Origin of the sequence: Candidatus Pelagibacter sp. HIMB1636 (genome assembly GCF_052047675.1) — a bacterium.
Classification (GTDB): domain Bacteria; phylum Pseudomonadota; class Alphaproteobacteria; order Pelagibacterales; family Pelagibacteraceae; genus Pelagibacter.
The window spans coordinates 179319-202240 of the sequence record NZ_JBNAJP010000001.1 but is presented as its reverse complement, the minus strand read 5'-3'; the positions used below and the strand labels follow the sequence as shown (position 1 = coordinate 202240).

The following is a 22922-nucleotide window of genomic DNA, read 5'->3' as shown; positions in this document are numbered from 1 at the left end:
GAATTATGAATTTTTCTTTGGAGATAGGTCCTAAAACAGATCTTGAAACTGTACCTCCACTAAGTGATGTCTATATCACTATGCTTCCAGGAGGAGATTATAAAGAAACTGCAGATAAAGCAGCTGAGCTTGTAAAAAAAGGATTTAATCCAGTTCCACATTTTCCAGCAAGATCTATGGGAGATGAAAATGAGCTTAAGGATTATGTTACACGATGTAAAGATGCAGGCGTCAAACAAGCTTTAATTATTGGAGGAGGAAGAGAGCCTCTTGGAAAATTTGATAGTTCATTTCAACTTTTAGAAACAGGTTATTTTGAAAAAATGAAAATAGGAATAGCTGGACATCCTGAAGGGAGTCCTGATATATCCGACACAGATTTAGAAAAAGCAATGATAGATAAAAAGCCTTACGCTGATTATATAGTAACTCAATGGTTATTAGATCCTCAGCCTATTATTGATTTTATTTCTAAACAAAGCGTACCAGTGCATGTTGGAATCACTGGGCCCTTAAAAATATCTAGCTTAATTAAATTTGCTAATATTGTTGGGGCAAAAAATTCCTTAAACTTTCTTAAATCTAATTTTAGTAAGGCGTTAGATTTATTGAAACCTAAAGACCCTAATGATTTAATTGGGAAAGTTAAATCGCACACTGATAACTTCCACATTTATACATTCGGCGGCTTGAAGGAAACTAACAAGTGGTTGAGGGAGAATAGTTATGTCTAATGAATTTGACTATACTAAATTAAAACATGTTACTTCTGTTGATCAGTCAGACAGAGAAGTGCCATACAACTTAAGACAAAGTGGGCCAACAAAAGTTGAAATGTTAATTTCAACAAGGGTAAGAAAATCACCTTATTGGCATTTATCAATGCAGGCAGGTTGTTGGAGAGCAACTGTATATAATCGTATTTATCACCCAAGAGGTTATGTAAAACCTGAAGATGGTGGTGCTATGGTTGAATACGATGCTATCGTAAACCATGTAACTATGTGGAACGTTGCTGTTGAAAGACAAATAAGAGTTAAGGGTCCAGATGCAGAAAAATTTACTGATTATGTGATCACTAGAGATGCAACTAAAATTTCACCAATGAGAGCAAGATATGTAATCCTATGTAATGCTTATGGTGGAGTTTTAAATGATCCAATTCTTTTAAGAATTTCTGAAGATGAATTTTGGTTTTCATTATCAGACTCTGATATTGGTTTATATCTTCAAGGTGTAAACGCAGATGGAAGATTTGATTGTAAAATTGAAGAAATTGATGTGAGCCCAGTTCAAATTCAAGGTCCTAAATCAAAAGCATTAATGAAAGATTTATGTGGAGATCAAGTAGATTTCGATAATATGCCTTTCTACGGATTAGCTGAAGCAAAAATTGGTGGAAGAGATGTTGTGATTTCACAATCTGGTTTCTCAGGAGAAGCTGGTTATGAAATTTATCTAAGAAACTCTACTTTATATGCTGAGGATATGTGGAATGCTGTACTTGAAGCTGGAAAAAAACACAGCTTAATGGTTATTGCGCCTGCTCACCACAGAAGAATTCAAGCAGGAATTCTTTCATGGGGACAAGACATGGATCAACAACACAATCCGTTCCAATGTAATTTAGGTTATCAAGTTTCTTTGTCTGGAAAAGGAGAATGGAACAAAACCGCTGATTATGTTGGTAAGGCTGCACTAGAAAAGATGAAAGAGGAATTAAAAGCAGGTAAAAAACCATACAAACTCCAACTAGTTGGTATGGAATTAGGTGGTAAACCTATTGATAATTATGCACCTGACTTTTGGTTAGTTTCTCCTGAAAGTGGTGGAGATCCGGTAGGATTTTTAACGTCACCATGGTGGCATCCTGAAAAGAAAACAAACATTGCAATGGGATATGTTCCTTTTGATGGAACATTAAATGCAAATGGTTTTCCAAAAGGAAAAGTAGGAACTAAATATAAAGTTCATCTACCTGCAGAATATTCAGAAACTCCAGGAACACCTGTTGATGCTGTAGTAGTGGATATTCCATTCAAAGAGTCTTTCAACGCAAACACAAGAGAAGTTGTAAAAGGCTAAATTTATTTAGGGGGAGTTATTTAAACTCCCCCAAATTTCAATGACAAAAGGGTTTTTAATAGCAATTTGCATTATTATTGCGATTGCTTTAATAGTATTTCCATTAATAGTTTCATATAAAGCTCAAAAAAATAAAAGAGATAAAAATTAATGTTTGGTGAATTTTTAAATATAGTTTTCAAATCAATAAAATTAGATAAAACACTTTATTCTGATAACAGAAATTTTGGTGAAGCCTCTATATATTTCGCAGGCTTAATAATGATTTTAGATGGAGTTGCTGGCGCAGTAGCAGCTAACACTGTCATTAAAACAGCAATAGGAATGTCGGGTCTAACAGCAATAGTTACTTGGTTGATATGGGCAATCTTCATTTTTGTGATAGGTGTAAAACTTTTTCCAGATAAGCAAACCAAAGTATCATTTAAAAAAGTTTTAACCGCAGTTGGTTTTGCTCATGCTCCTGGTTTACTAAGATTTTTTGCAGTAACTCCAGATTTAATGATACCTATAATTTTTCTTACTCAATTTTGGATTTTTGCAGGTTTAATCATTTCAACAAAAGAAATTTTAAATTTAAAATCTAATTTTAAATCTTTTGGTATAGTCTTATTATCTTTTTTGATAATAGCGTTTCTGTCAATTACATTCGTAATGAGCAGAATGAACATGCTTCCAACTAATCAGATTAGCTAGATTGGAAAAATAGTCTTTGAAACTCTACAAGATTTACAAATTTTAAAGCCAGTTAAAATTAAATTTTGAGATACACTCTCATCCTTTTCTTTACACTCATCACAAATATTATTTAAATCTTCACTGTTATCTTGATCCTTAATTTCATCAAAATTATCAGTCATTATCTGTTAGGCCTGCACCTGCCCCACCTTGTTTTAAACTCTCGGATTCTTCAACAAAAGTATCTTCAGATAATTTGTACAAATTCTTCCACTCTTCCTCCAAAAAGTTATCAATATTTTCTAGAAAACTGATCTCTAAATGATTTGCAATAGACGGAAATTCGTTATTAGGAATATTAGAATAGATATTTAAATTTAGATTTAAAATAATTTCTTTTTTATCAAGATTTATATGAATTTTTTTACCAATAATTTCTGATGCTCTACTTACAAAAGCTAAAAATATTGAAGGGTAAGCAACATTATTTAGTTCAATTTTTTTAAAAGTCTCTAAAGATTTTGATTGATCTAAAAAACTAACTCCAAGGATTATTGGACAATAAGGTTTTGCTGAAGTTTGATTTTTTTCTAATATTAGATTTAAATTTTGAAAACTATTTTCTTTCCTTTGAGAAAAATATTTATTTATATGCTTAACACCTGGAAGACCAAAAGACTCTAATAGTCTTACGCACTTTGCTGTTTCTTCAGCAACTCCCCATGAATATCCGCTAGCTTTAGTTGCTCTTTTAACAGTGGTTTCGATTTCACTTAATGATTTCATGTTAAATGTTATTTTTATAAACCCACTGCTCATCATAATTTTTTAATTCATGAGGTAATGGTGCTCCTTGAAACATACAAATTCTTAACCACTTGTCAGATCTTGGGTCAAATTTTAACGCCCCAAAGAAAGATAGCTTCAATCTCAACATATCAATAGGCATTATGTTTTTACCAATTGTATTATCTTGAATTTCTGAATAAGGAAATTTTTCAACTACAAAAACTCTTCTAATAACATGTCTTAAATCAGAGTTTTTTATTAAAAAGTCAGATACGGTTTGACTATTTTTAGAAACCAATAATATTTCGTAAAGTTTTTTTATGTCTCTGGCTATGGCTAAAGGTTGTTCTAATTCTGAACCATGTTCTTCAAATCTATCAGCTAATCTTGGCTCTTCTTTATTTTTTGAGATAAACCAAAAATTTTGATTATTTTCTTTTTTTTCAAAATTAATTTCTAAAATATTTGGATATTTTTTCTCAATTATATTTCTTAAATCTTCAACAGTTCGATGAGCTGGTATGTTAAAATATTTTTCTTCATCAGAGCTCATTTCTTTTACTAAAGGCTCAGTTATTTCACTATATGGTTCCATCATAATGGATACAACATACTCAATACATTCTTCACATGTTTCTTGCTCAAGCCACTCATAAATACTGTTGAAAGGATATTCTCTTGTAAAATCAAAATTATTCTCAATGAATTTCAAAAATTTTTGAACATCTTTTAATAGATTATTAATTTTATTTTTTTGATATTCACTATCAGTGTTCCAGCTTGTGATATTTGTTAATGATTTTTTTACACAATCAATAAAAAGCTCACTATCATTTTTATTTACATCTTTAATTTCTCTAATTTTTTTTAAAGCTATTTCTCTACTTAAGATCCAGTTATTTAAAAGTGTTGGATGATTAACAATAAAAGGTGCCATTCCCAATCCAGTAGAATTTCCAATACCTAGATTTTTAGAGATTCGCTCGTCTAGTTTGACTGCTTTTTTTGGATTCTTATGATAAGCAACATGATTTACTTGGTCAAAAGTGAACTGTCTTACAAGATAAACTAGCATCATTTCTAATCTAAATGGTCCGTTAATTTCCTCACGATTTTTTATTCTAAACCTATCTGCTAAACCGAATTTACCAGATCCATAAACAGCAGTAGTTCTGTATAAATAGCCAACTTTTGATAATAAATTTAAATCTGGTTGCAATCCTTGACTTAAACTCTCTGTTACATGATTAAATAAACGTACAGATTTATTCGCTCTTGATAACGTAAGTTCTTTATAAGAAAGTCTTCCGACTTCTTGTTTGGGAACTTCATTTTTTAATCTTTCAATATCTTTTTTGCCTGGTACACCATCGTGAAGTGTAAAAGCTGCATCCCACTTAGTAGCTATAACCCTGTCTGATCTTTCTTCATCTTCTATATGATTTGCAAAACAAACTAATGAATAAACTCTTTTGTCTTTTTTAAATGAATAAACTGCCTCACCATAACCATTTTCATCTAAATTAAACAAATCTTGTTTATATTCCCAGTCTTTAAATTCATTCAAAAAGCTTCTTAAAAAAGATAGTTTAGATTGATGAAAAGATCCCAAACGAGATAATTTCATAATAGTATTTGGATCTCTTAGTTCTACTTGCATAACTTAAATTGATTTATAAAAATTGTACCAATTATTTCCTAGTATTCCATGTGTCTCATCATCTGAAAATCCAATCTTTTTGAGACCTTGTTCTATATTTGTAAATCCTCTTGTGTCTTCAAACCAATCAGGTTGTTTTGGAAAGCCTGGTTTATTTTTTGATCCTTCTCCGTAATTTTTAGTTTTGGTCCAAGTACCATTTCTCATCCACTCAACTACGCTGTCGTGTTGATCAAGACAAAGATCTGACCCTATACCAATTTTACTTGCTCCCATAATTTCTGCAGTCTTTGCCACCATTTCACAAAAACTATCAAGAGTACAATTGGTATTTTCTTTCAAGTGATGTGGATATAAAGATAAACCTAACATTCCTCCACTATCACTGAGCATCTTAAGCAAATCTGAAGACTTGTTTCTTTTTGCAGCGTGCCAAAAAGAAGGGTTTGCATGTGTAATCGCAATTGGTTTTTCACTTATTTCAATTGCATCCATTGTACTTTTTTCTGCAGAATGAGACATATCAACAACGATGCCTACTCTATTCATTTCTTTTATTGCTTCTCTTCCAAAATTAGTTACTCCGCTATCAATTTTTTCATAGCAACCGGTGGCAAGAAGAGATTGATTATTGTAGGTTAGTTGCATAAATCTGCATCCAAGTTCATGAACTTTTTCAACCAAACCTATGTCATCCTCAATTGGTGAACAATTTTGAAAACCAAAAAATATTGCTGTTTTGTTTTCAAGCTTTGCTTTTTCAATATCTTTAAAATCTTTTCCTGGAAATATAAGATCAGAATTTGCTTCAAAAATTTTTTCCCACTTATTTAATTCTATTAGTAGTTCATCATAATCTTCATGATAAACTATAGTTACATGAACTGCATCTAAACCTGCGGCTCTGTTTATTTCAAAAATTTTTCTAGACCAATTGCAATATTGCAAATTATCGATTTTAAAATTCATAACGAAATAAGATTAATCAATCTAAATTGAAATACTATTAATTTTATTGAAATTTTTGATTAATTTTGAAATAAACAATAAAGCCATTTTCATGAAAAAAAATACTAACAAAAAAGTTTCAATAGTTATGGGTAGTCAATCAGACTACAAAACTATGCAATTAGCAGAAAAAACTCTTAAACAATTAGGTGTCTCGTTTGAAACTAAAATTGTTTCTGCTCATCGTACCCCAAAGAGAATGTACGATTTTGCATTAAAGGCAGAAAAAAATAATATTGGGGTAATTATTGCTGGAGCTGGTGGATCAGCACATTTGCCTGGAATGATTTCTGCATTGACTCAAATTCCAGTTTTGGGTGTACCGATTGAAAGTAAAAAATTAAAAGGTTTAGATAGTTTGCTTTCGATTGCTCAAATGCCAAAAGGGATTCCTGTCGGTACTTTAGCAATTGGAGAAGATGGCGCTATTAATGCTGCATTACTTGCAGCTGAAATAATGGCTATTAATAATTCTTCAATCAAAAATAAGTTAAAAAGTTGGAGATCAAACCAAACTAAATCTGTTAAAAGAGCTCCAAAATAAAATGTCTAATATTACTCTTGGGATTATTGGTGGCGGCCAATTAGGAAGTATGCTTGCAATAGCTGCGAAAAAATTAGGAATAAAGATAATAATTTTTTGTGATGATTTGGAAGCACCAGCTCAAAATTTTTGTGATGAATTTATTGGTGCAAAATATGATGATAAAGAAAAAATAAATGAATTTGTAAACAAAGTTGATATCGTAACTTATGAATTCGAAAACATTCCATATGAAACATTAAATGATATCAATAAGTTAAAACCAGTTTTACCAAAACCTTCAGTAAATAGATTAATTCAACATAGGTTAGCAGAAAAAGATTTTGTAAATAAATTAAATATAAGAACAACTAGATACGTCTCAGTTGAAAATCAATCTGATATTGATGTCCTTGAAGATTTTTTACCAGGTATAATTAAAACTACAACGTTAGGTTATGACGGTAAAGGGCAACACCCTGTCTCATCATTAGAAGAATTAAAAAATCTTAAATTGGATTTATCAAGAGGATATATTTTAGAAAAATTGGTCAAACTTAAAAAAGAGATATCAATTATCATAACTAGGTTTAGTAATAATAAATATGAAATCTATGAACCTATAGAAAATACCCATGAAGATCAGATCTTAAAACATTCTAAAATACCTGCAGATATAAATGAAAAAATATTTAATCAATCCAAAGATTGGGCAATTCTTATTGCTGAAGAGCTTAAATATGTCGGTACTCTATGTGTAGAATTTTTTATAGATAGAAATGATAATCTTTATGTAAATGAAATTGCTCCAAGGGTTCATAATTCTGGGCATTTAACAATTAATGCTTTTAATGTAAGTCAATTTGAAAATCACATCAGAGCTGTTTGTGGACTTGAACAGATACCTTTAAAAAAATTATCAAATGCAAAAATGATAAATTTATTAGGAGATCAAATATCTCACTATAGAAATTCTCCAAAACTTAAAGATAATGAATTCTTTTTTGATTATTTAAAAAAAGAAATTAAAGATAAAAGAAAAATGGGTCACATCACTATTCTAGAATAAAATGTTAAAATCAATTGAAGGAAATTTCGATGATCCAGAAGTTCACAAGCTTTTAACTAAGCATTTTGTTGAACTTAGAGCTGCCTCACCAGAGGGAAGTGCTCATGTTTTAGACATCCCTGGTCTTAAAGTTCCATCGATTAAATTCTGGAGTTTATATAACAACGATCAATTAATGGGATGTGGTGCATTAAAATTTTTAGATGAGGGTCACGGAGAATTTAAATCAATTAGAATTCATGACAATTTTAGAAAAAAAGGACACGGTGTTATTGTTATTAATCATCTAATAAGTGAGGCAAAAAAATTAGATATTAAAAGATTAAGTATTGAAACAGGTGCTGGAAATTTTTTTATTCCTGCAAGAAAACTCTTTAAATCTTGTGGTTTTGAGCCTTGTGAACCTTTTGCTCATTATAAAGAAGATGTTAATTCTGTTTATTTGACTAAATTGATTGCTACAGATTGACAATAAGATCGAATAATTTCTCTATTTTGTTGACAAAACCCATTAAAATCTAAAGAAAGCCTAAATTACTTAATTATAAATTTTAAGTAATAATTAATATAACAAAAAGTAAGAAGAAAAAATATGAGTCTAACAGGTAAAGTAAAATGGTTCAATCCAACCAAAGGTTTTGGTTTTATTGAAAGAGAAGACAAAGAAAAAGATGTGTTTGTACATGTTTCAGCAGTAAGAGATGCTGGTATGAACGGTTTAGATGAGGGTCAAGCTTTGACTTTCGATGTTGAAGATGGTCCTAAAGGTCCTTCAGCAGTTAACTTAAAAACTGCATAATTTCACACTTCCTATTGGCTGAAAAAATTTTATTTTTTAGTAAATAATTTTATTCAGCCAGTACCAAACCTTATAAAAAAACAACTTTTAGTCAAAAAATTTAATTATATAAGTTGTATTTAAAATAATAAAAAATTTATGATCGGAATTTTAGGTGGAATGGGTACTCAAGCTGGTCTTGATTTTTGCAATAAGCTTGCGGTACTAAATAGAGGTAAAATTGATCAAGAGTATCCTTTATTTGTTCTGTATAACAAATCAAATATTCCAGGAAGACCGGAATCTATAGGTACTCAAACAAAAAATTTATCAAATCTAAATACAAATAAATCCAATAAAACAAAATATAATAAAGTTTTAAAAAGTCTTCTTGAAGGTTGTAAGTTATTAGAAAGGAATAAATGCAAATTTATTGTTATCCCATGTAATACAGCACATTATTGGTTTGATGATCTACAAAAAAAAATCAATATCCCAATTATAAATATGCCAAAAGAAGTTTTTAAATTTACAAAAAAGAATTGTAAAAAAAATTCAAAAGTTGGTTTATTGGCCACTGAAGGTACTTTAAAAACTGGAGTGTATAATAAATTTTTTGATCAGAGCTATCAATTGGTTAATCCATCTGAAAATCTTCAAAAAAATTCAGTAAATAAGGCAATCAAGTTTGTAAAAATGGGCAATGTTAGAGCTGCCGAAAAAGCTATCAAACCAGCTATAAAATATTTGCTAAAAATGAAATGTAAAAAAATAATTTTAGGTTGTACTGAGTTGCCAATTGCAATATTTGCTTTTAAATCATTCAAGAATATTAAATCTTCAAAGATATTTTTGGATCCAAATTTAATTCTTGCCCGCTCTGCAATGCAGAAACACAAAAGATAAACAGTGACATCTAAAATTGATAAGCCCTACGTTTTAAGAGTTGCAGAACTAATATATTCTAAAATAATTGAGATAAAAAATGAAAATCCTGAAGTTAATAACATCCAAGCATTTGAGATTTTCATGACAACAAAAGATTATGATTTTATTAGCTCAGGAGAATTTCATGAAAATTGGATATCTGAATTAAAAGATAACGATTTTATTGATAAAATTACTGGTAAGAAAATTAATGAAGAAACATTAAGACTTTTAGATATTCAAAAAGTTTCTATGGTTAAATTTTTGCTTAAAATACCAAAATTGTATTATACAAAAACTCATTTCCCTCTGGAATTATCTCAAAGAGCCTTTAATCATCTTTGGAGAGTTTGTGAAAGTTACGAAATGTGGTGCAAAGAAACTAAGCAAAAAAATTTGATTAAATTAAATTTAATTGATTAAATTTAAAATTAATAACTACAGTGATTAAGGTATTCCCATTTATATTTATTTTACTTTGGTCATCAGCATTCATAACTACAAAACCAATCATTGATTACAGCGATCCTTTTGCTGCATTAGCTTTTAGATTTGCACTAGTAGCATTTGGTTTTTTAATTTATTCTATTTATTCAAAGCAGAAAATAATTGTAAGTAAAAAAAATTTTTTACAATCTTTTTTTAGTGGAGTTCTTTTTCATGGGTTTTATTTAGGAGGTGTTTTTTATTCAATTTCTATTGGAATGCCCACTGGCCTTGCTGCTTTAATTGTAACTCTTCAGCCAATACTAACTAATGCATTAAGTGGACCAATACTTAAAGAGAAGGTTTCTATTAAACAATGGATAGGTGTTTTACTAGGATTTATTGGAGCATCATTGGTTCTAGGTTTTGAAATTGGATCAAAAATTCCAACTGCTGGATTAATTGCAACTATTATAGCTTTGATAGCAATAACAAGTTCAACTCTTTGGCAAAAAACAATAAGCAACAACCTACCCTTATCAATAAGTAATATGAACCAAGCACTTGGAGGATTTTCATTTCATTTGTTAATTATAATTTTTTATGCCGATCCTTACATTGAATTTTCAAAAACATTTATAATTGCAATGAGTCATCAAATTTTTTTAGTGTCCTTTGGAGCATTCACAATACTTATGTTCTTAATTAAAAAAAATTCTGCAAGCAAAACAGTTTCAATATTTTTTTTAATTCCTCCTACATCTGCATTCATGGCATGGTTATTTTTAAATGAGAAATTATCTAATTTAGATCTTTTAGGATTTTTTATAGCTACTATTGGTGTTTATATTGCTACTAGAGAAAAATAATTACTTTGCAATATATCCAAATTCTAAAGATGCGTCTGTTATTGAGTGATAAAGAGATTCACCAAAACTTCTTAATACAAATATTCTAAATTTATCTGGATCATCATCAAGCATATCAATAGTAACTGACATTCCGTTATAAGTAGAATTTAAACATTGATTTTTTTCTAGCTCACCAAAATTAAATGGGCATCCTTTTTTTAAAACTTCCTTGGCTTCCTTACCTTCAATTTCAACTATTGCTTTTGAATGAGATATGTCAGTTATTGCAAATTCATTATCATTAAATTTTTGCTCTATTTCATTTAAAATATCCTTTTTCTTAGAAACTAAAATCCAATTTCTTGGACCGTTCCAAAGTATTCTTGTGTTATCATTGGAGCTAACTAAAGATGGATTGTCTCTTAAATTTAGACCATCTACCTGCATGTTTTCTAATGATGAGTTTGAACTTTTATACTGAACTATCTGTACAATTAATAAATTAGTAGTTTCAGATATTGAAATTAAATTTTTATCATCTTTACCTTCAAAATCTCCAAATTGACCTTTTACATGCACATTATTTAAGGCTGAAATTAAACTCATGATCTTACTCTTTCTCCTTTTGGATCCACATAATGTGATGAAACTATCTCTACAGGAATAACTTTGTTTTTTAATGGAGACATTACAAATAATTTTTCTCCAATCATATTTTTTCCATCTTTTAATATTGCTAATGAAAATGGATTATCATGCTCAACACTCCAACAAGAAGCTGAAATATGACCTAATTTTTTATTTGGCAAAGGAGCGTTAGCGTCTTTAACTAAGTGTGAACCTTCTGGTATACTAGTTTTTTTATCCAATGGAACAACGCCTACAATTCGCTGTCTATCTTCAGCTACAAAAGCTGATCTCTGTAGTGATCTTTTTCCAATAAAATCTTTCTTTTTACTCATTAACCCTTCTAATGCATTGTCGTAAGGAATTGTTCTTCCATCTAATTCAGAACCTGCAACATGCCCCATTTCAATTCTAAGTGTAGACAGTGCTTCAGTTCCATATGGTTGAATTTGAAACTCTTCTCCAAGTTCAATTATTTTTTTCCACATAAATGTTCCGTTATCAGACTCAACATTAACTTCGTAAGCTAATTCACCTGAGAATGAAATTCTGAATATTCTAGCTTTAACACCAAATAAATCACCCTCGACATATCCCATAAACGGAAGACCTTCATTAGATACATCTGTTTTAGGGAACAATTTCTGTAATAAATCTCTTGATTTAGGACCAGCTATGGCAGCTCCTGCCCATTGCTCAGTTGTTGAAACTACATTTACATTAAGTTCAGGCCAAACAAGTTGCAAATAATACTCTAAATGCGAAAGCACATTCGCTGCTTGAGCAGTAGTTGTTGTCATGTGATAGTGGTTTTCTGAAATTCTAGTAGTTGTACCATCATCCATCACTATCCCATCTTCTCTTAACATCACTCCATATCTTGCTTTTCCAACAGGTAACCTCAACCATGCATTTGTGTATACTCTGTTTAAAAATTCAGCAGCATCAGGACCTTTAACGTCGATCTTACCAAGAGTTGTTACATCACAAACACCAACATTTGTTCTTACATTTTTCGCTTCTCTCTTTGAAGCTTCGAACAAAGTTTCGTTTCTTCTTTTGTAGTATCTTGGTCTTAACCAAACTCCTGCATCAACAAAAACAGCGTTATGCTCTTCATGCCAATTGTGAATTGGAGATTTTCTTGTTGGTTTTGAATGCTTTCCTACTTCTCTACCAACAATAGCACCTATGGAAATAGGTGTATAAGGAGGTCTAAAAGTTGTGTGGCCAACGGACGGAACAACTTTATTTTCAATCTCAGATACTAATTGTAATCCATTTAAATTACTTGTTTTTCCTTGGTCTGTTGCCATACCTAAAGTGGTATATCTTTTTACATGTTCGATTGATCTATAACCTTCTCTTAATGCAATCTCTACATCAGAAACAGCAACATCATTTTGAAAATCTAAAAATCTTTTATAACTTTTACCTTTTGGTAATGGAACACACCAAAACTTATCATGTTTAGAATATTTTTTTTCAACTACATTTGGAATAGATATTTCGTTATCTTTATCGGTAATTTTTTTTGATAATTCCTTTCCTTTTTCAAATGATGTTTTTAAAGTTTCTTCTAGAGTAAACACACCGTTAGCAGCTCCCAAAGTTGTTTCATTTTGTTTTGAAACTCCTGGAACAAACGCGTCTATCTCTTCATTAAATTTAGTTTTATTTCCTGATTGTGATGCCAAATGAATTGTAGGTGTCCAAAATCCAGAAACACATATACAATCACAAACTATATTTTCTATTTTGCCAAGTGTTTTCTTGTCTTCAGAAATAGTTGCCACATCAGCTGATTTTACTTTTTTATAACCTTGTGCTGCAACTACTACATATGAATCTTTAATATTAATTCCTAAATTTTTTGCTTCATCAATAATTTCTGATTGTGGATTTGATCTAGAGTCTAAAACTATAGGCTCAACTCCATGTTTTTTAAATTCAATTGCAGTTTCATAGCCACTATCATTGTTTGTAAACACTAAAGGTTTTTTTCCAACTAAGACGCCATAAACTTTTAAATATTCTTTAGCTGCAGATGAAAGCATTACTCCAGGAGTATCATTGTTTCCAAAAACAATTGGTCTTTCGATTGATCCTGATGAAATTAGAACTTCTTTTGCTCTAATGTACCAAAGTCTTTTGTTTGGATGATATTTTTTAGTTTTAGGTAGATGATCACTAACTTTTTCAGACATTACCAACATGTTGTGATCATAATATCCAAAAACTTGAGATCTATTTTTTACTATTACGTTTGGCATCTCTTTCAATTCTGAAATAATACCGTCCGCCCAATCTTTTCCAGATTGGTTACCAATATTCACATCACTTGTTAATAATGAACCACCATATCTTGGTTTGTCCTCAGCCAAAATTACTTTGGCTCCATTTTTCGCTGCAGAATACGCACTCGCTAAACCTGATGGTCCAGATCCAGCAATTAAAAGATCGCAATACTCATATTTATGTTCATATCTTTCTTTATCATGTTTTGTTGATGCTACTCCTAATCCAGCTGCTTTTCTAATAAATGGCTCATAAATTTTGTACCAAAAGCTTTTTGGCCACATAAAAGTTTTATAATAAAATCCAGCAGGTAAAAATATTTTTAAAAAATTGTTTATAGCCCCAATATCAAAGTTAACACTTGGCCAACAATTAACACTGCTTGCCTCTAATCCTTCAAATAATTCTTGTTCGGTTGCTTTAATATTTGGCTCCGTTTCACCATTTCTATAAAGTTGAACAACAGCGTAAGGTTCATCAACTCCTGCACCAAAAAACCCTCTAGGTCTGTGATATTTAAAGCTTCTACCAACTAAATGAACACCATTTGCTAGTAAAGCTGAAGCTAATGTATCACCTTCATATCCAAAATAAGATGTGCCGTTGAACTTAAAAGAAATTTTTTTATTTCTATTTATTAAGCCACCTGTTTCTATTCGATAACTCTGTGTCATTAAGCAATTTCTTCGTTAGCTTTATAAGTTTTAAAAATTTCATGTGTTGCAGTATCTCTCTCAACTTTTATCCACTGTCTGCAACCAGATAAATGCTGCCAAAGTTCTAAATGTTTTCCTCTTGGACTAACTCTATTGTATACGAAATTATCCCATTCTTGATCTGTGACTTTTTTATTTAGTTCTGGTCTTTTAACAGTAGCATCTCCACCATAAGAAAATTCATTTTGAGATCTCATTCCACAATGTGGGCATTTAATATGTAACATTTATGAAATCCAAGTTTTTGTACCAAGACCTTTTTCATCAATAAGATGACCAGTACTAAATCTGTTCAAACTGTATCCTGCATTTAATTCATGAACTCTATCTTGAGCAATAGTATGTGCAAATGTCCATCCTGATGCTGGAGTTGCTTTAAAGCCTCCGTAACACCATCCACAATTTAAATACAAACCATCAATATGAGTTTTATCAATTATTGGTGAACCATCCATTGACATGTCCATAATCCCACCCCAAGTTCTTAGCATTTTTAATTTACTTAAAAATGGCATCATCGCAATTCCTTCAGTTAAAACATGTTGTAATGTTGGAAGATTACCTCTTTGAGCGTAACTATTATAACCATCGAGGTCTCCACCCATTACCATTTCACCTTTGTCTGATTGACTAATATAAAAGTGACCTGCACCAAAAGTTACAACTTTATCTAAAACTGGTTTCACTGGTTCAGAAACACAAGCTTGTAAAAGATGCGTTTCAATTGGCAAAGTCATATTTAATTTTTCAGCTAAAATATTTGTGCTTCCTGCAACGCATAGACCAACTTTTTTTGCTTTAATATTTCCTCTAGATGTTCTGATCCCTTTTATTTTTCCTGCAGAAACATCAAAACCTGTAACTTCACAATTTTGAATTATATCTACTCCCATTGAGTCTGCTTGACGTGCATATCCCCAGGCAACTGCATCATGACGAGCAGTTCCAGCGCTTGGTTGCATCAATCCACCAAAGATTGGAAATCTTACGTTATCTGAAAAGTCAGCCATTGGAATTAATTCTTTTACTTCTTCTCTGTTTAAAAGAACTGCATCAATTCCGTTTAATCTCATCGAATTTCCTCTTCTTGCGTATGCATTCATTTGTGCATCTGAGTGTGCAAGATTAATAATTCCTCTTGGAGAAAACATTACGTTGTAATTTAAGTCCTGACTCATCTTTCTCCATAGATCCATTCCAAACTCACTGAAAAGACCATTTTCATCATGCATGTAATTTGATCTGATAATTGTAGTGTTACGACCAACGTTTCCACCGCCAATCCATCCTTTTTCAATGATAGCTACTTTTGTAATTTGATGTTCTTTAGCTAGATAATACGCTGTAGCTAAACCATGACCACCACCTCCGATGATAACAACATCGTACTCTTCTTTAGGATTTGGATCTTTCCAAGCTAAATCCCAATTTTGATGGCCTGTTAATGCATTTTTAACCAAGCTAAAAATAGAATACTTTTGCATATTAGAATTTTATATTAATGAATTTAAATAGTTCTTATTTTTTTTATATATATATTTTAGAAGTTTCGAAAAATCTCAAATAAGATAATTATTATGCAAAAAAATTTACAATAAAGGATAACGAATGAGCGAAGTAAAATCAGATATACAGATAGCTAGAGAAGCTAAAATGCAACCAATAAATGATATTTTAGCAAAGATAAATGTACCTGATGAAAGCTCTGCGTTTAGTCCTATGGGCAGACATATTGCAAAAATAAATTTAGAATATTTAGAGCAACTAAAAGATAAGCCAGATGGAAAATTAATTTTAGTAACTGCTATTACTCCAACCCCAGCAGGAGAAGGGAAAACTACAACTTCAGTTGGATTAAATGATGGTTTAAATAAAATTGGAAAAAAATCTATTGTATGTCTTAGAGAACCAAGCTTAGGTCCTTCTTTTGGTATGAAAGGTGGAGCAGCTGGTGGAGGTTATGCTCAAGTCGTTCCAATGGAACAAATCAATTTACATTTTACAGGTGACTTTCATGCAATTACATCGGCTCATAATTTATTATCAGCATTAATCGATAATCATATTTATTGGGGAAATAAACTGGATATCGATGTAAGAAGAATTGTTTGGAAAAGAGTTATGGACATGAATGATAGATCATTAAGATCTATAAATATAAATTTAGGTGGTGTGGCAAATGGTTTTCCAAGAGAAGATGGTTTTGATATTACAGTTGCATCAGAAATAATGGCAATCTTTTGCTTATCAAATGATTTGGAAGATTTAGAAAAAAGAATTGGAAATATAACTATTGGTTATACCAGAGATAAAAAACCAGTTTATGCGAAAGACTTAAATGCTCAAGGTCCTATGACAGTTCTTTTAAAAGAAGCTATCAGACCTAATGTTACACAAACTTTGGAAAATAATCCTGCAATTATTCATGGTGGTCCGTTTGCAAATATTGCTCATGGTTGTAACTCGGTTATCGCAACTAAGACTGGTTTAAAATTAGCAGACTATGTTGTAACTGAAGCGGGATTTGGTGCTGACCTTGGTGCAGAAAAATTCTTAGATATTAAATGTAGAAAATCAAATTTAAAACCAAGCTGTGTTGTAATTGTTGCAACTATAAGGGCTTTAAAAATGCACGGTGGTGTTGCTAAAGATGATTTGAAAAACGAAAATGTTGAAGCTTTAAAAAAAGGGTTAGTAAATTTAGAAAGACATATTCAAAATGTTAAAAAATTTGGTTTACCTGTTGCTGTAGCAGTTAATCATTTTATAAAAGATACTGATAATGAAGTGAAAGCACTTATAGATTTTTGTGATAATTTAGGTGTTAAAGCTAGTCTATGTACTCATTGGGCAAATGGTGGTGAAGGTACAAAAGAATTAGCAGCTCATGTTTCAGAATTGTGTGAAAAAGATGAAGCTAAATTTCAATTTTTATACGAAAGCAAAACACCTCTGTTTAAAAAAATAGAGACTATTGCAAAAGAGATTTATAGAGCAGATGAAGTAATTGCTGATACAAAAATTAGAGATCAACTTAAAAACTTTGAAGAAGCTGGGTATGGTGATTTACCAATTTGCGTTGCTAAAACTCAATACAGTTTTTCAACAGATCCAAATCTTAAAGGAGCACCGACAGGTCATGCTTTACCAGTGAGAGAAGTAAGGCTATCATCAGGAGCAGAGTTTATTGTGGTTATTTGTGGTGCAATCATGACTATGCCTGGATTACCTAGAGTTCCTGCAGCTGACTCTATTAAACTTAATGAAAAAGGTGAAATTGAAGGATTATTCTAAGTTAAGATAATTTAACCAATTCTCTAATTCTCTCATTCTGGAAATTTTATCTAATTTTTTATTTTCTATTTCTATATTTTTAATGTGATAATCGATATGATTTTGGTCTTCAAAAGCACCACGTTCTATAAGTCTATCTTTTCTAAAAATAATTAAGTTAATCATCTTGTTGTATGTAATTTCTGGATGATACTGAAGGCCCCACACATCACAATTTCCAATTTTAAAATTTAAACCTTGAACGTTATTAATTGGGTTCGAAGCGAGCAGTGTTGAATTTTCTGGAAGAGTTACAACTTCATCAAAATTAAATGCTGGAGTATTAAACTTTTTATTTTTGTTTTTATATAATGGATGATTTAAACCATTTTCATTAATTTCAATATCTCTTGCAATCCCTCGGTGTGACCCCTTCTCAGCTTTTTTTACCTCACCACCAGCGGCAGTTACTGCAACTTGCATTCCCCAACAAATCGCTAGAACTTTTTTAATTTTTTTCTGACACTCTTTCATAAATTCTATTTGTCTTAAAATTTCAGGTGTCTTGTTATAAATATTTAAACTACTTCCACCCCAAATAAGACCATCATAACTTTCTAATGGATCAATATTCTCGCTTATATTTTCATCTGAAGATGGATTAACTACATCTATATTTAGTTGATCAGTAAAATGAGAAAGACTATGTTTTAAGCTTTCAGTATGAGTTTGAATACCTGCTTCTGTAAAACTTTGATTTTCCTCTTGTAAATTACCTTCTACTACCAAAATTTTCTTCATTAAAATAATTCTCCTGAAATACTTTTTTTATACATCTCTTTTAAATCATCTTGTGTTATTTTTTTTGGATTGCCTCCTGTAGATGGATCTTCAAATGCCATTAAAGAAAGTTTTTCTAAATCAATTTCATTACAATCCATAACATCTGAAAGTTTATGAGGAATATTTAATTCTTTACGCAAATTTAATATCCATTCTAAAAAGTTTTCAAATGTACTATTTAGATTAAGATAATTACAAATAGACTTAATTCTGTTTTCAATAACTGATTTATTAAAAGTTAGAACATAAGGTATAAATATAGCATTACTTAAACCATGATGTACATCAAACTGTGCATTTATTGGATGACTTAAAGAATGTATTGCACCAAGACCTTTTTGAAAAGCAGTAGAACCCATGCTAGATGCCGCTAACATTTCAGATCTAGCTTCTATGTTCTTACCATTTTTATAAACTTCTATTAAAGAATTTTTAATTAATCTCATACCCTCAAGTGCAATTCCATCTGCCATTGGATGAAATCCAGGTGCACAAAAAGCCTCGAGATTATGAGCAAGTGCATCCATTCCTGTTGCAGCTGTTATTCTTGGAGGAAGATCTTTGGTTAAATTTGGATCTAAAATTACAATAGAAGGTAAAATTTTTGGATGAAAAATTATTTTTTTTATTCCTGTTTCTTCATTAATGATGGCTGAAGCTCTTCCTGTTTCTGAGCCTGTTCCTGCGGTAGTTGGAACCGCTATAATTGGAGAAATTTTATTTCCATCAGCTCTTGTCCAATAATCACCTATATCTTCAAAATCCCATATAGGTCTTTTTTGACCGCACATAAAAGCTATTCCCTTTCCGACATCTAATGCACTACCTCCACCAAAGGCAATTACTCCATCACATTTTTTTTCTATATATAAAGAAACCCCATCCATCACGTTTTTTCCAGTTGGGTTTCCTGAAAATTGTGAAAATACTTGTAAATGATCAAAGTCTTTTTTTAATTTTTCAATTACTTTTGAAGTCATTGGAAGATTTAAAAGATCTTTATCAGTTACAAAAAGTGGACTTTTAATTTTTAAACTTGAACAGGCAGTTGCAAGATCTTCTATTTTACCTGCTCCAAACCAAATAGTAGTAGGATAATTCCAATTCATAAAAAAATTATAATTAGTATAATTATATAGATATTTTCTATAATTTAATATTAGAAACTATTTATAATTTACCAATTTTTTTTTGCGACAAATAGTAATCGAAATTTTCGTTTGTAATCGATTTGAAAAATACATAGTCTATTACTCATACATAATAAAAGGAGTATAAATGAAAAAGATTATTATCTCATTAATAATGACGTTTGGAATAATCTCTTCAACTTCATTTGCTGGTACTTTAGTAATAAACACAGATACATCTGATGCAGCACCTAAAGCAGCTTTTGAATATATCATTAAGAAATTTGAAGATGAAAATCCTGATGTCACAGTAAAATGGAATGTTTTTGATCATGAAGGTTACAAACAATCTATTAGAAATTTTTTGAACACTGATCCACCTGACGTGGCAAACTGGTATGCAGGAAACAGAATGTTGCCATTTGTTAGAGCAGGTTTATTTGAAGATGTGTCTGATATCTGGTCAGATTCAGGATGGGTTGATGGAAACTTAAGTGAAAATATGGAGCATGCTAAAAAATCCATGACAATTGGTGGCAAGCAATGGGGAATTCCTTATACTTACTATCAGTGGGGAGTTTATTACCGAAAAGATATTTTTAATAACTTAGGTATTAGTGTTCCAAAAACTTGGGATGAGTTCGTTAAAGCTTGTGAAACAATTAAAGCAAGTGGTGTTACACCGATAACTATTGGATCAAAATATCTATGGACTACTGCAGGAGTATTTGACTACTTAAATTTAAGAACAAATGGATATGAATTCCATATGGATCTTACTTTAGGAAAAGTTCCTTATACTGATGCTAAAGTTCAAGCAGTTTTTGATAAATGGGATGAGTTGGTTAAACCTGGTTACTTTTTAGAAAATCATGCTGCTCTAAGTTGGCAAGAGGCTCTAACCCCAATGATTAATGGTGAAGCTGCAATGTATGTTATGGGTAATTTTGCAGTTGCTCCTTTAAAAGAGGGTGGTTTAAATGATGATACTTTAGGATTCTTTCAATTTCCTGAAATAACTCCAGGTATTCCAATGGCTGAGGAGGCACCTACTGATACAGTGCATATACCTTCAAAAGCTAAGAATAAAACTGATGCAAAACGTTTCTTGATATTTATGTCTCGAGCTGATGTGCAAGAAGAGATTAATAAAATATTAGGTCAGCTACCTATTAACAAAAACTCTGGTGTTAAAGAAGGAGATCCTTTCTTATCAGCAGGATTAAATATGCTTAATAATGCTTATGCGATGGCGCAATTCTACGATAGAGATGCTCCAGCTCAAATGGCATCAGAAGGTATGAAGGGCTTCCAAGAATACATGTCTAATCCAGACAGAAGACAAAAAATCTTGGAAAGATTAGAAAAAGTACGTCAAAGAGTTTATAAATAAACTTTTAATTTAACTTAGGGGCTTATTAGCCCCTAGGTTTAAAATCGATTTCATCAATTTTTAAAATAGAATTAAATGGAACTAAATAATTCAAAAGCAAAAAGAATTACTTGGTGGCAAAAAAATCAAATTAAAGTAAGCCCATGGATTTTTTTAGCTCCAGGTTTGATATTTTTTTTCATTTATGTAATAGCTCCAATATTTGTATCTATTGGTATATCTTTTTATCAATGGGATGGCTTGTCCCCTTCGATATATGTTGGTCTTCAAAATTATATTGAACTACTAGATGATGAATATTTTTATATTTCACTTTGGAATAATGTTAAGTGGTTAGTATTTTTCATGCTAGCTGTTCCTATTGGTCTTGGATTAGCAATATTTTTAAATCAAGTTGTTTTTGGAATTAGGTTAGTAAAATCTCTATTTTTTTTTCCATTTGTTATATCTCAAGTGGTTATTGGTCTAATTTTTACCTGGTTTTACCAACCAAACTATGGGGTCATTGCACCATTTCTAAATTTCATTGGGTTAGAGGGATTTTCAATTCTTGCAAATGAAGATACTGCTACTTATGGGATAATATTTGCAGGTCTATATCCGCAAATTGCTTATTGTTTAATTTTATATTTAACAGGACTTAATAATATTAACCCTGAACAAATCGAAGCTGGAAGAATGGATGGTGCTAAAGGGTTTCATTTATTTTGGAACATAGTACTCCCACAGCTTAGACCTGCAACTTTTCTAGCAATTGTAGTTACTGTAATTGGTGCACTAAGAAGTTTCGATATGGTAGCAATAATGACTCAAGGAGGTCCTTATGGATATTCAAATGTCTTGGCGTATTACATGTTTGAGCAAGCTTTAAGTGAATATGGATACAGAATGGGATACGGGTCAGCAATAGCAACTGTTTTATTTACGATAATGATGTTTTATATTTTGTTTTTCATATACAGAATGTATCGAAATGAGAGAGAGGATAATAACTAAATGTTCCCTACTCCTATTCATCAAAGACCAGTTGTAAATCAATATATTTATAAAATATTTTTACCTATCTCATTAATTATTTGGCTGATACCAATATTTGGTATTTTAATGACATCTATCAGGGGCCTGGGAGATATTACAGCTGGAAACATGTGGGGAACACCGAGTGAATTTTTACTTTTTTCAAATTTACACGATGTTTTCACTAAAACTCCAATGGTTAAATATACTCTAAATAGTTTTAAAGTAACTATACCAACAATGTTAGGAGCGGTTGCTTTAAGTTGTATGACTGGCTTTGCACTTGCTAACTATAAATTTAAGACAAATTTAACAATATTTTTTATTTTTATAGCTGGAAACTTTGTTCCATTTCAAATTTTAATGATACCAGTTAGAGACCTGACTTTTAAAATTGGTCTCTACAACACTATTACAGGATTGGTGTTATTTCATGTAGCTTTTCAAACAGGGTTTTGTACACTTTTTATGAGAAATTTTATTAAAGCTCTACCTCAAGAGCTTATTGAAGCCGCAAGAATGGATGGAGCATCTGAATTTAAAATATTTTGGAAAATAATATTACCTTTAACTAGACCAGCTATAGCAGCACTTTGTGTATTAATTTTTACATTTATTTGGAACGATTATTTTTGGGCAACTGTCTTAATACAAGGTGATCATGCAATGCCTATTACTGCTGGATTAAAATCATTGAATGGTCAATGGATTACAGCTTATCACTTGTTATCAACTGGATCCATTGTTGCTGCTATACCTCCCGTTGTTATGTTTTTCTTAATGCAAAAACATTTTATTGCTGGATTAACTCTTGGGGCAACTAAAGGTTAG

Annotated in this window: 24 protein-coding genes; 14 read left to right on the top strand and 10 right to left on the bottom strand. The window is 31.0% G+C overall.

The features are described from left to right. Positions 1-5 precede the first annotated feature (5 nt). From ACTTA6_RS01025 to ACTTA6_RS01015, 3 genes are all read left to right on the top strand, one after another. Positions 6-734 carry a methylenetetrahydrofolate reductase gene (locus ACTTA6_RS01025; protein WP_262590427.1) on the top strand — a complete coding sequence of 243 codons (729 nt, stop codon included), beginning with the start codon at positions 6-8 and terminating at the stop codon, positions 732-734. Next, the gene (locus ACTTA6_RS01020; protein WP_440614126.1) at positions 727-2085 is read left to right on the top strand and encodes an aminomethyl transferase family protein; all 1359 of its coding nucleotides are present in this window, start codon (positions 727-729) and stop codon (positions 2083-2085) included. Before ACTTA6_RS01025 ends, ACTTA6_RS01020 begins: the two co-directional genes overlap by 8 nt. A 150-nt stretch (positions 2086-2235) precedes the next feature. Further along, positions 2236-2781, top strand: a complete 546-nt coding sequence (locus tag ACTTA6_RS01015; protein WP_440614125.1) for a hypothetical protein — start codon at positions 2236-2238, stop codon at positions 2779-2781. On the opposite strand, the gene ACTTA6_RS01010 is transcribed toward ACTTA6_RS01015, so the two are convergent. The 4 genes from ACTTA6_RS01010 to ACTTA6_RS00995 are packed head-to-tail and all read right to left on the bottom strand — an operon-like array spanning position 2778 to position 6181. Next, complete coding sequence (locus ACTTA6_RS01010) at positions 2778-2945, bottom strand: hypothetical protein (protein WP_440614124.1); 168 nt, start codon at positions 2943-2945, stop codon at positions 2778-2780. The genes ACTTA6_RS01015 and ACTTA6_RS01010 overlap by 4 nt on opposite strands. After that, a complete protein-coding gene (locus tag ACTTA6_RS01005; RefSeq protein WP_440614123.1) occupies positions 2938-3549 on the bottom strand; it encodes a DUF3726 domain-containing protein in 612 nt (203 codons plus the stop codon). The genes ACTTA6_RS01010 and ACTTA6_RS01005 overlap by 8 nt, the downstream gene beginning before the upstream one ends. 1 nt (position 3550) lies before the next feature. Next, entirely contained in the window at positions 3551-5212 is a 1662-nt protein-coding gene (locus ACTTA6_RS01000; protein ID WP_440614122.1) for a hypothetical protein, read from the bottom strand. A 3-nt stretch (positions 5213-5215) separates the two neighbouring features. Then, positions 5216-6181 carry a membrane dipeptidase gene (locus tag ACTTA6_RS00995; protein ID WP_440614121.1) on the bottom strand — a complete coding sequence of 322 codons (966 nt, stop codon included), beginning with the start codon at positions 6179-6181 and terminating at the stop codon, positions 5216-5218. Positions 6182-6272: 91 nt separating this feature from the next. On the opposite strand from ACTTA6_RS00995, the gene purE reads away from it, so the two are divergent. The 7 genes from purE to ACTTA6_RS00960 all read left to right on the top strand — a co-directional run bounded on the left by purE (position 6273) and on the right by ACTTA6_RS00960 (position 10812). Next, on the top strand, positions 6273-6764 hold the full coding sequence (gene purE, locus ACTTA6_RS00990) for a 5-(carboxyamino)imidazole ribonucleotide mutase (protein ID WP_262590420.1): 492 nt from the start codon (positions 6273-6275) through the stop codon (positions 6762-6764). Between the two features lies 1 nt (position 6765). Continuing rightward, positions 6766-7812, top strand: a complete 1047-nt coding sequence (locus tag ACTTA6_RS00985; RefSeq protein ID WP_440614120.1) for a 5-(carboxyamino)imidazole ribonucleotide synthase — start codon at positions 6766-6768, stop codon at positions 7810-7812. A gap of 1 nt (position 7813) precedes the next feature. Further along, positions 7814-8281, top strand: a complete 468-nt coding sequence (locus ACTTA6_RS00980; RefSeq protein ID WP_440614119.1) for a GNAT family N-acetyltransferase — start codon at positions 7814-7816, stop codon at positions 8279-8281. A 123-nt stretch (positions 8282-8404) separates the two neighbouring features. Beyond that, positions 8405-8611, top strand: coding sequence for a cold-shock protein (locus tag ACTTA6_RS00975; protein ID WP_075506166.1), 207 nt, complete (start codon positions 8405-8407; stop codon positions 8609-8611). Positions 8612-8749: 138 nt separating this feature from the next. Further along, positions 8750-9496 (top strand): aspartate/glutamate racemase family protein, encoded by a 747-nt coding sequence (locus ACTTA6_RS00970; protein ID WP_440614118.1) that lies wholly within the window; start codon positions 8750-8752, stop codon positions 9494-9496. 3 nt (positions 9497-9499) lie between these two features. Continuing rightward, positions 9500-9940: a hypothetical protein gene (locus ACTTA6_RS00965; protein ID WP_440614117.1), complete on the top strand. Its 441-nt coding sequence runs from the start codon at positions 9500-9502 to the stop codon at positions 9938-9940. Positions 9941-9960: 20 nt separating this feature from the next. Beyond that, positions 9961-10812, top strand: coding sequence for a DMT family transporter (locus ACTTA6_RS00960; protein WP_440614116.1), 852 nt, complete (start codon positions 9961-9963; stop codon positions 10810-10812). On the opposite strand, the gene ACTTA6_RS00955 is transcribed toward ACTTA6_RS00960, so the two are convergent. Genes ACTTA6_RS00955 through ACTTA6_RS00940 form a run of 4 tightly spaced genes read right to left on the bottom strand, consistent with a single transcriptional unit; the run spans position 10813 to position 15919 of the window. Continuing rightward, complete coding sequence (locus ACTTA6_RS00955) at positions 10813-11400, bottom strand: sarcosine oxidase (RefSeq protein WP_440614115.1); 588 nt, start codon at positions 11398-11400, stop codon at positions 10813-10815. Beyond that, the gene (locus ACTTA6_RS00950) at positions 11397-14393 is read right to left on the bottom strand and encodes a sarcosine oxidase subunit alpha family protein (RefSeq protein WP_440614114.1); all 2997 of its coding nucleotides are present in this window, start codon (positions 14391-14393) and stop codon (positions 11397-11399) included. The genes ACTTA6_RS00955 and ACTTA6_RS00950 overlap by 4 nt, the downstream gene beginning before the upstream one ends. After that, positions 14393-14662, bottom strand: coding sequence for a sarcosine oxidase subunit delta (locus tag ACTTA6_RS00945; protein WP_440614113.1), 270 nt, complete (start codon positions 14660-14662; stop codon positions 14393-14395). Before ACTTA6_RS00945 ends, ACTTA6_RS00950 begins: the two co-directional genes overlap by 1 nt. Next, positions 14663-15919: a sarcosine oxidase subunit beta family protein gene (locus ACTTA6_RS00940; RefSeq protein WP_440614112.1), complete on the bottom strand. Its 1257-nt coding sequence runs from the start codon at positions 15917-15919 to the stop codon at positions 14663-14665. It abuts the gene before it with no gap. A 124-nt stretch (positions 15920-16043) separates the two neighbouring features. Between ACTTA6_RS00940 and ACTTA6_RS00935 the strand changes: the two genes are divergently transcribed. Continuing rightward, a complete protein-coding gene (locus ACTTA6_RS00935; protein WP_440614111.1) occupies positions 16044-17729 on the top strand; it encodes a formate--tetrahydrofolate ligase in 1686 nt (561 codons plus the stop codon). On the opposite strand, the gene ACTTA6_RS00930 is transcribed toward ACTTA6_RS00935, so the two are convergent. Next, complete coding sequence (locus tag ACTTA6_RS00930) at positions 17721-18509, bottom strand: type 1 glutamine amidotransferase (protein WP_440614110.1); 789 nt, start codon at positions 18507-18509, stop codon at positions 17721-17723. The genes ACTTA6_RS00935 and ACTTA6_RS00930 overlap by 9 nt on opposite strands. Next, positions 18509-19660, bottom strand: a complete 1152-nt coding sequence (locus ACTTA6_RS00925; protein WP_440614109.1) for an iron-containing alcohol dehydrogenase — start codon at positions 19658-19660, stop codon at positions 18509-18511. The genes ACTTA6_RS00930 and ACTTA6_RS00925 overlap by 1 nt, the downstream gene beginning before the upstream one ends. A 169-nt stretch (positions 19661-19829) precedes the next feature. Here ACTTA6_RS00925 and ACTTA6_RS00920 point away from each other — a divergent pair, with 169 nt between their 5' ends. The 3 genes from ACTTA6_RS00920 to ACTTA6_RS00910 all read left to right on the top strand — a co-directional run bounded on the left by ACTTA6_RS00920 (position 19830) and on the right by ACTTA6_RS00910 (position 22922). Further along, on the top strand, positions 19830-21074 hold the full coding sequence (locus tag ACTTA6_RS00920) for an ABC transporter substrate-binding protein (protein ID WP_440614108.1): 1245 nt from the start codon (positions 19830-19832) through the stop codon (positions 21072-21074). A 75-nt stretch (positions 21075-21149) separates the two neighbouring features. Continuing rightward, complete coding sequence (locus ACTTA6_RS00915; protein WP_440614107.1) at positions 21150-22070, top strand: carbohydrate ABC transporter permease; 921 nt, start codon at positions 21150-21152, stop codon at positions 22068-22070. Beyond that, positions 22071-22922 (top strand): carbohydrate ABC transporter permease, encoded by an 852-nt coding sequence (locus tag ACTTA6_RS00910; protein ID WP_440614106.1) that lies wholly within the window; start codon positions 22071-22073, stop codon positions 22920-22922.

Excerpts from the sequence above, each read along its gene's own strand:
- ACTTA6_RS00955 (WP_440614115.1), bottom strand. The coding sequence starts at position 11,400 with ATGAGTTTAATTTCAGCCTTAAATAATGTGCATGTAAAAGGTCAATTT.
- ACTTA6_RS00945 (WP_440614113.1), bottom strand. The coding sequence starts at position 14,662 with ATGTTACATATTAAATGCCCACATTGTGGAATGAGATCTCAAAATGAA.
- ACTTA6_RS01010 (WP_440614124.1), bottom strand. The coding sequence starts at position 2,945 with ATGACTGATAATTTTGATGAAATTAAGGATCAAGATAACAGTGAAGAT.
- ACTTA6_RS00935 (WP_440614111.1), top strand. The coding sequence starts at position 16,044 with ATGAGCGAAGTAAAATCAGATATACAGATAGCTAGAGAAGCTAAAATG.
- ACTTA6_RS00910 (WP_440614106.1), top strand. The coding sequence starts at position 22,071 with ATGTTCCCTACTCCTATTCATCAAAGACCAGTTGTAAATCAATATATT.
- ACTTA6_RS01015 (WP_440614125.1), top strand. The coding sequence starts at position 2,236 with ATGTTTGGTGAATTTTTAAATATAGTTTTCAAATCAATAAAATTAGAT.
- ACTTA6_RS01025 (WP_262590427.1), top strand. The coding sequence starts at position 6 with ATGAATTTTTCTTTGGAGATAGGTCCTAAAACAGATCTTGAAACTGTA.
- ACTTA6_RS00925 (WP_440614109.1), bottom strand. The coding sequence starts at position 19,660 with ATGAATTGGAATTATCCTACTACTATTTGGTTTGGAGCAGGTAAAATA.
- ACTTA6_RS00950 (WP_440614114.1), bottom strand. The coding sequence starts at position 14,393 with ATGACACAGAGTTATCGAATAGAAACAGGTGGCTTAATAAATAGAAAT.
- ACTTA6_RS00980 (WP_440614119.1), top strand. The coding sequence starts at position 7,814 with ATGTTAAAATCAATTGAAGGAAATTTCGATGATCCAGAAGTTCACAAG.
- ACTTA6_RS00915 (WP_440614107.1), top strand. The coding sequence starts at position 21,150 with ATGGAACTAAATAATTCAAAAGCAAAAAGAATTACTTGGTGGCAAAAA.
- purE (WP_262590420.1), top strand. The coding sequence starts at position 6,273 with ATGAAAAAAAATACTAACAAAAAAGTTTCAATAGTTATGGGTAGTCAA.
- ACTTA6_RS00940 (WP_440614112.1), bottom strand. The coding sequence starts at position 15,919 with ATGCAAAAGTATTCTATTTTTAGCTTGGTTAAAAATGCATTAACAGGC.
- ACTTA6_RS00975 (WP_075506166.1), top strand. The coding sequence starts at position 8,405 with ATGAGTCTAACAGGTAAAGTAAAATGGTTCAATCCAACCAAAGGTTTT.
- ACTTA6_RS00920 (WP_440614108.1), top strand. The coding sequence starts at position 19,830 with ATGAAAAAGATTATTATCTCATTAATAATGACGTTTGGAATAATCTCT.
- ACTTA6_RS01005 (WP_440614123.1), bottom strand. The coding sequence starts at position 3,549 with ATGAAATCATTAAGTGAAATCGAAACCACTGTTAAAAGAGCAACTAAA.
- ACTTA6_RS01020 (WP_440614126.1), top strand. The coding sequence starts at position 727 with ATGTCTAATGAATTTGACTATACTAAATTAAAACATGTTACTTCTGTT.
- ACTTA6_RS00930 (WP_440614110.1), bottom strand. The coding sequence starts at position 18,509 with ATGAAGAAAATTTTGGTAGTAGAAGGTAATTTACAAGAGGAAAATCAA.
- ACTTA6_RS00995 (WP_440614121.1), bottom strand. The coding sequence starts at position 6,181 with ATGAATTTTAAAATCGATAATTTGCAATATTGCAATTGGTCTAGAAAA.
- ACTTA6_RS00985 (WP_440614120.1), top strand. The coding sequence starts at position 6,766 with ATGTCTAATATTACTCTTGGGATTATTGGTGGCGGCCAATTAGGAAGT.
- ACTTA6_RS00970 (WP_440614118.1), top strand. The coding sequence starts at position 8,750 with ATGATCGGAATTTTAGGTGGAATGGGTACTCAAGCTGGTCTTGATTTT.
- ACTTA6_RS01000 (WP_440614122.1), bottom strand. The coding sequence starts at position 5,212 with ATGCAAGTAGAACTAAGAGATCCAAATACTATTATGAAATTATCTCGT.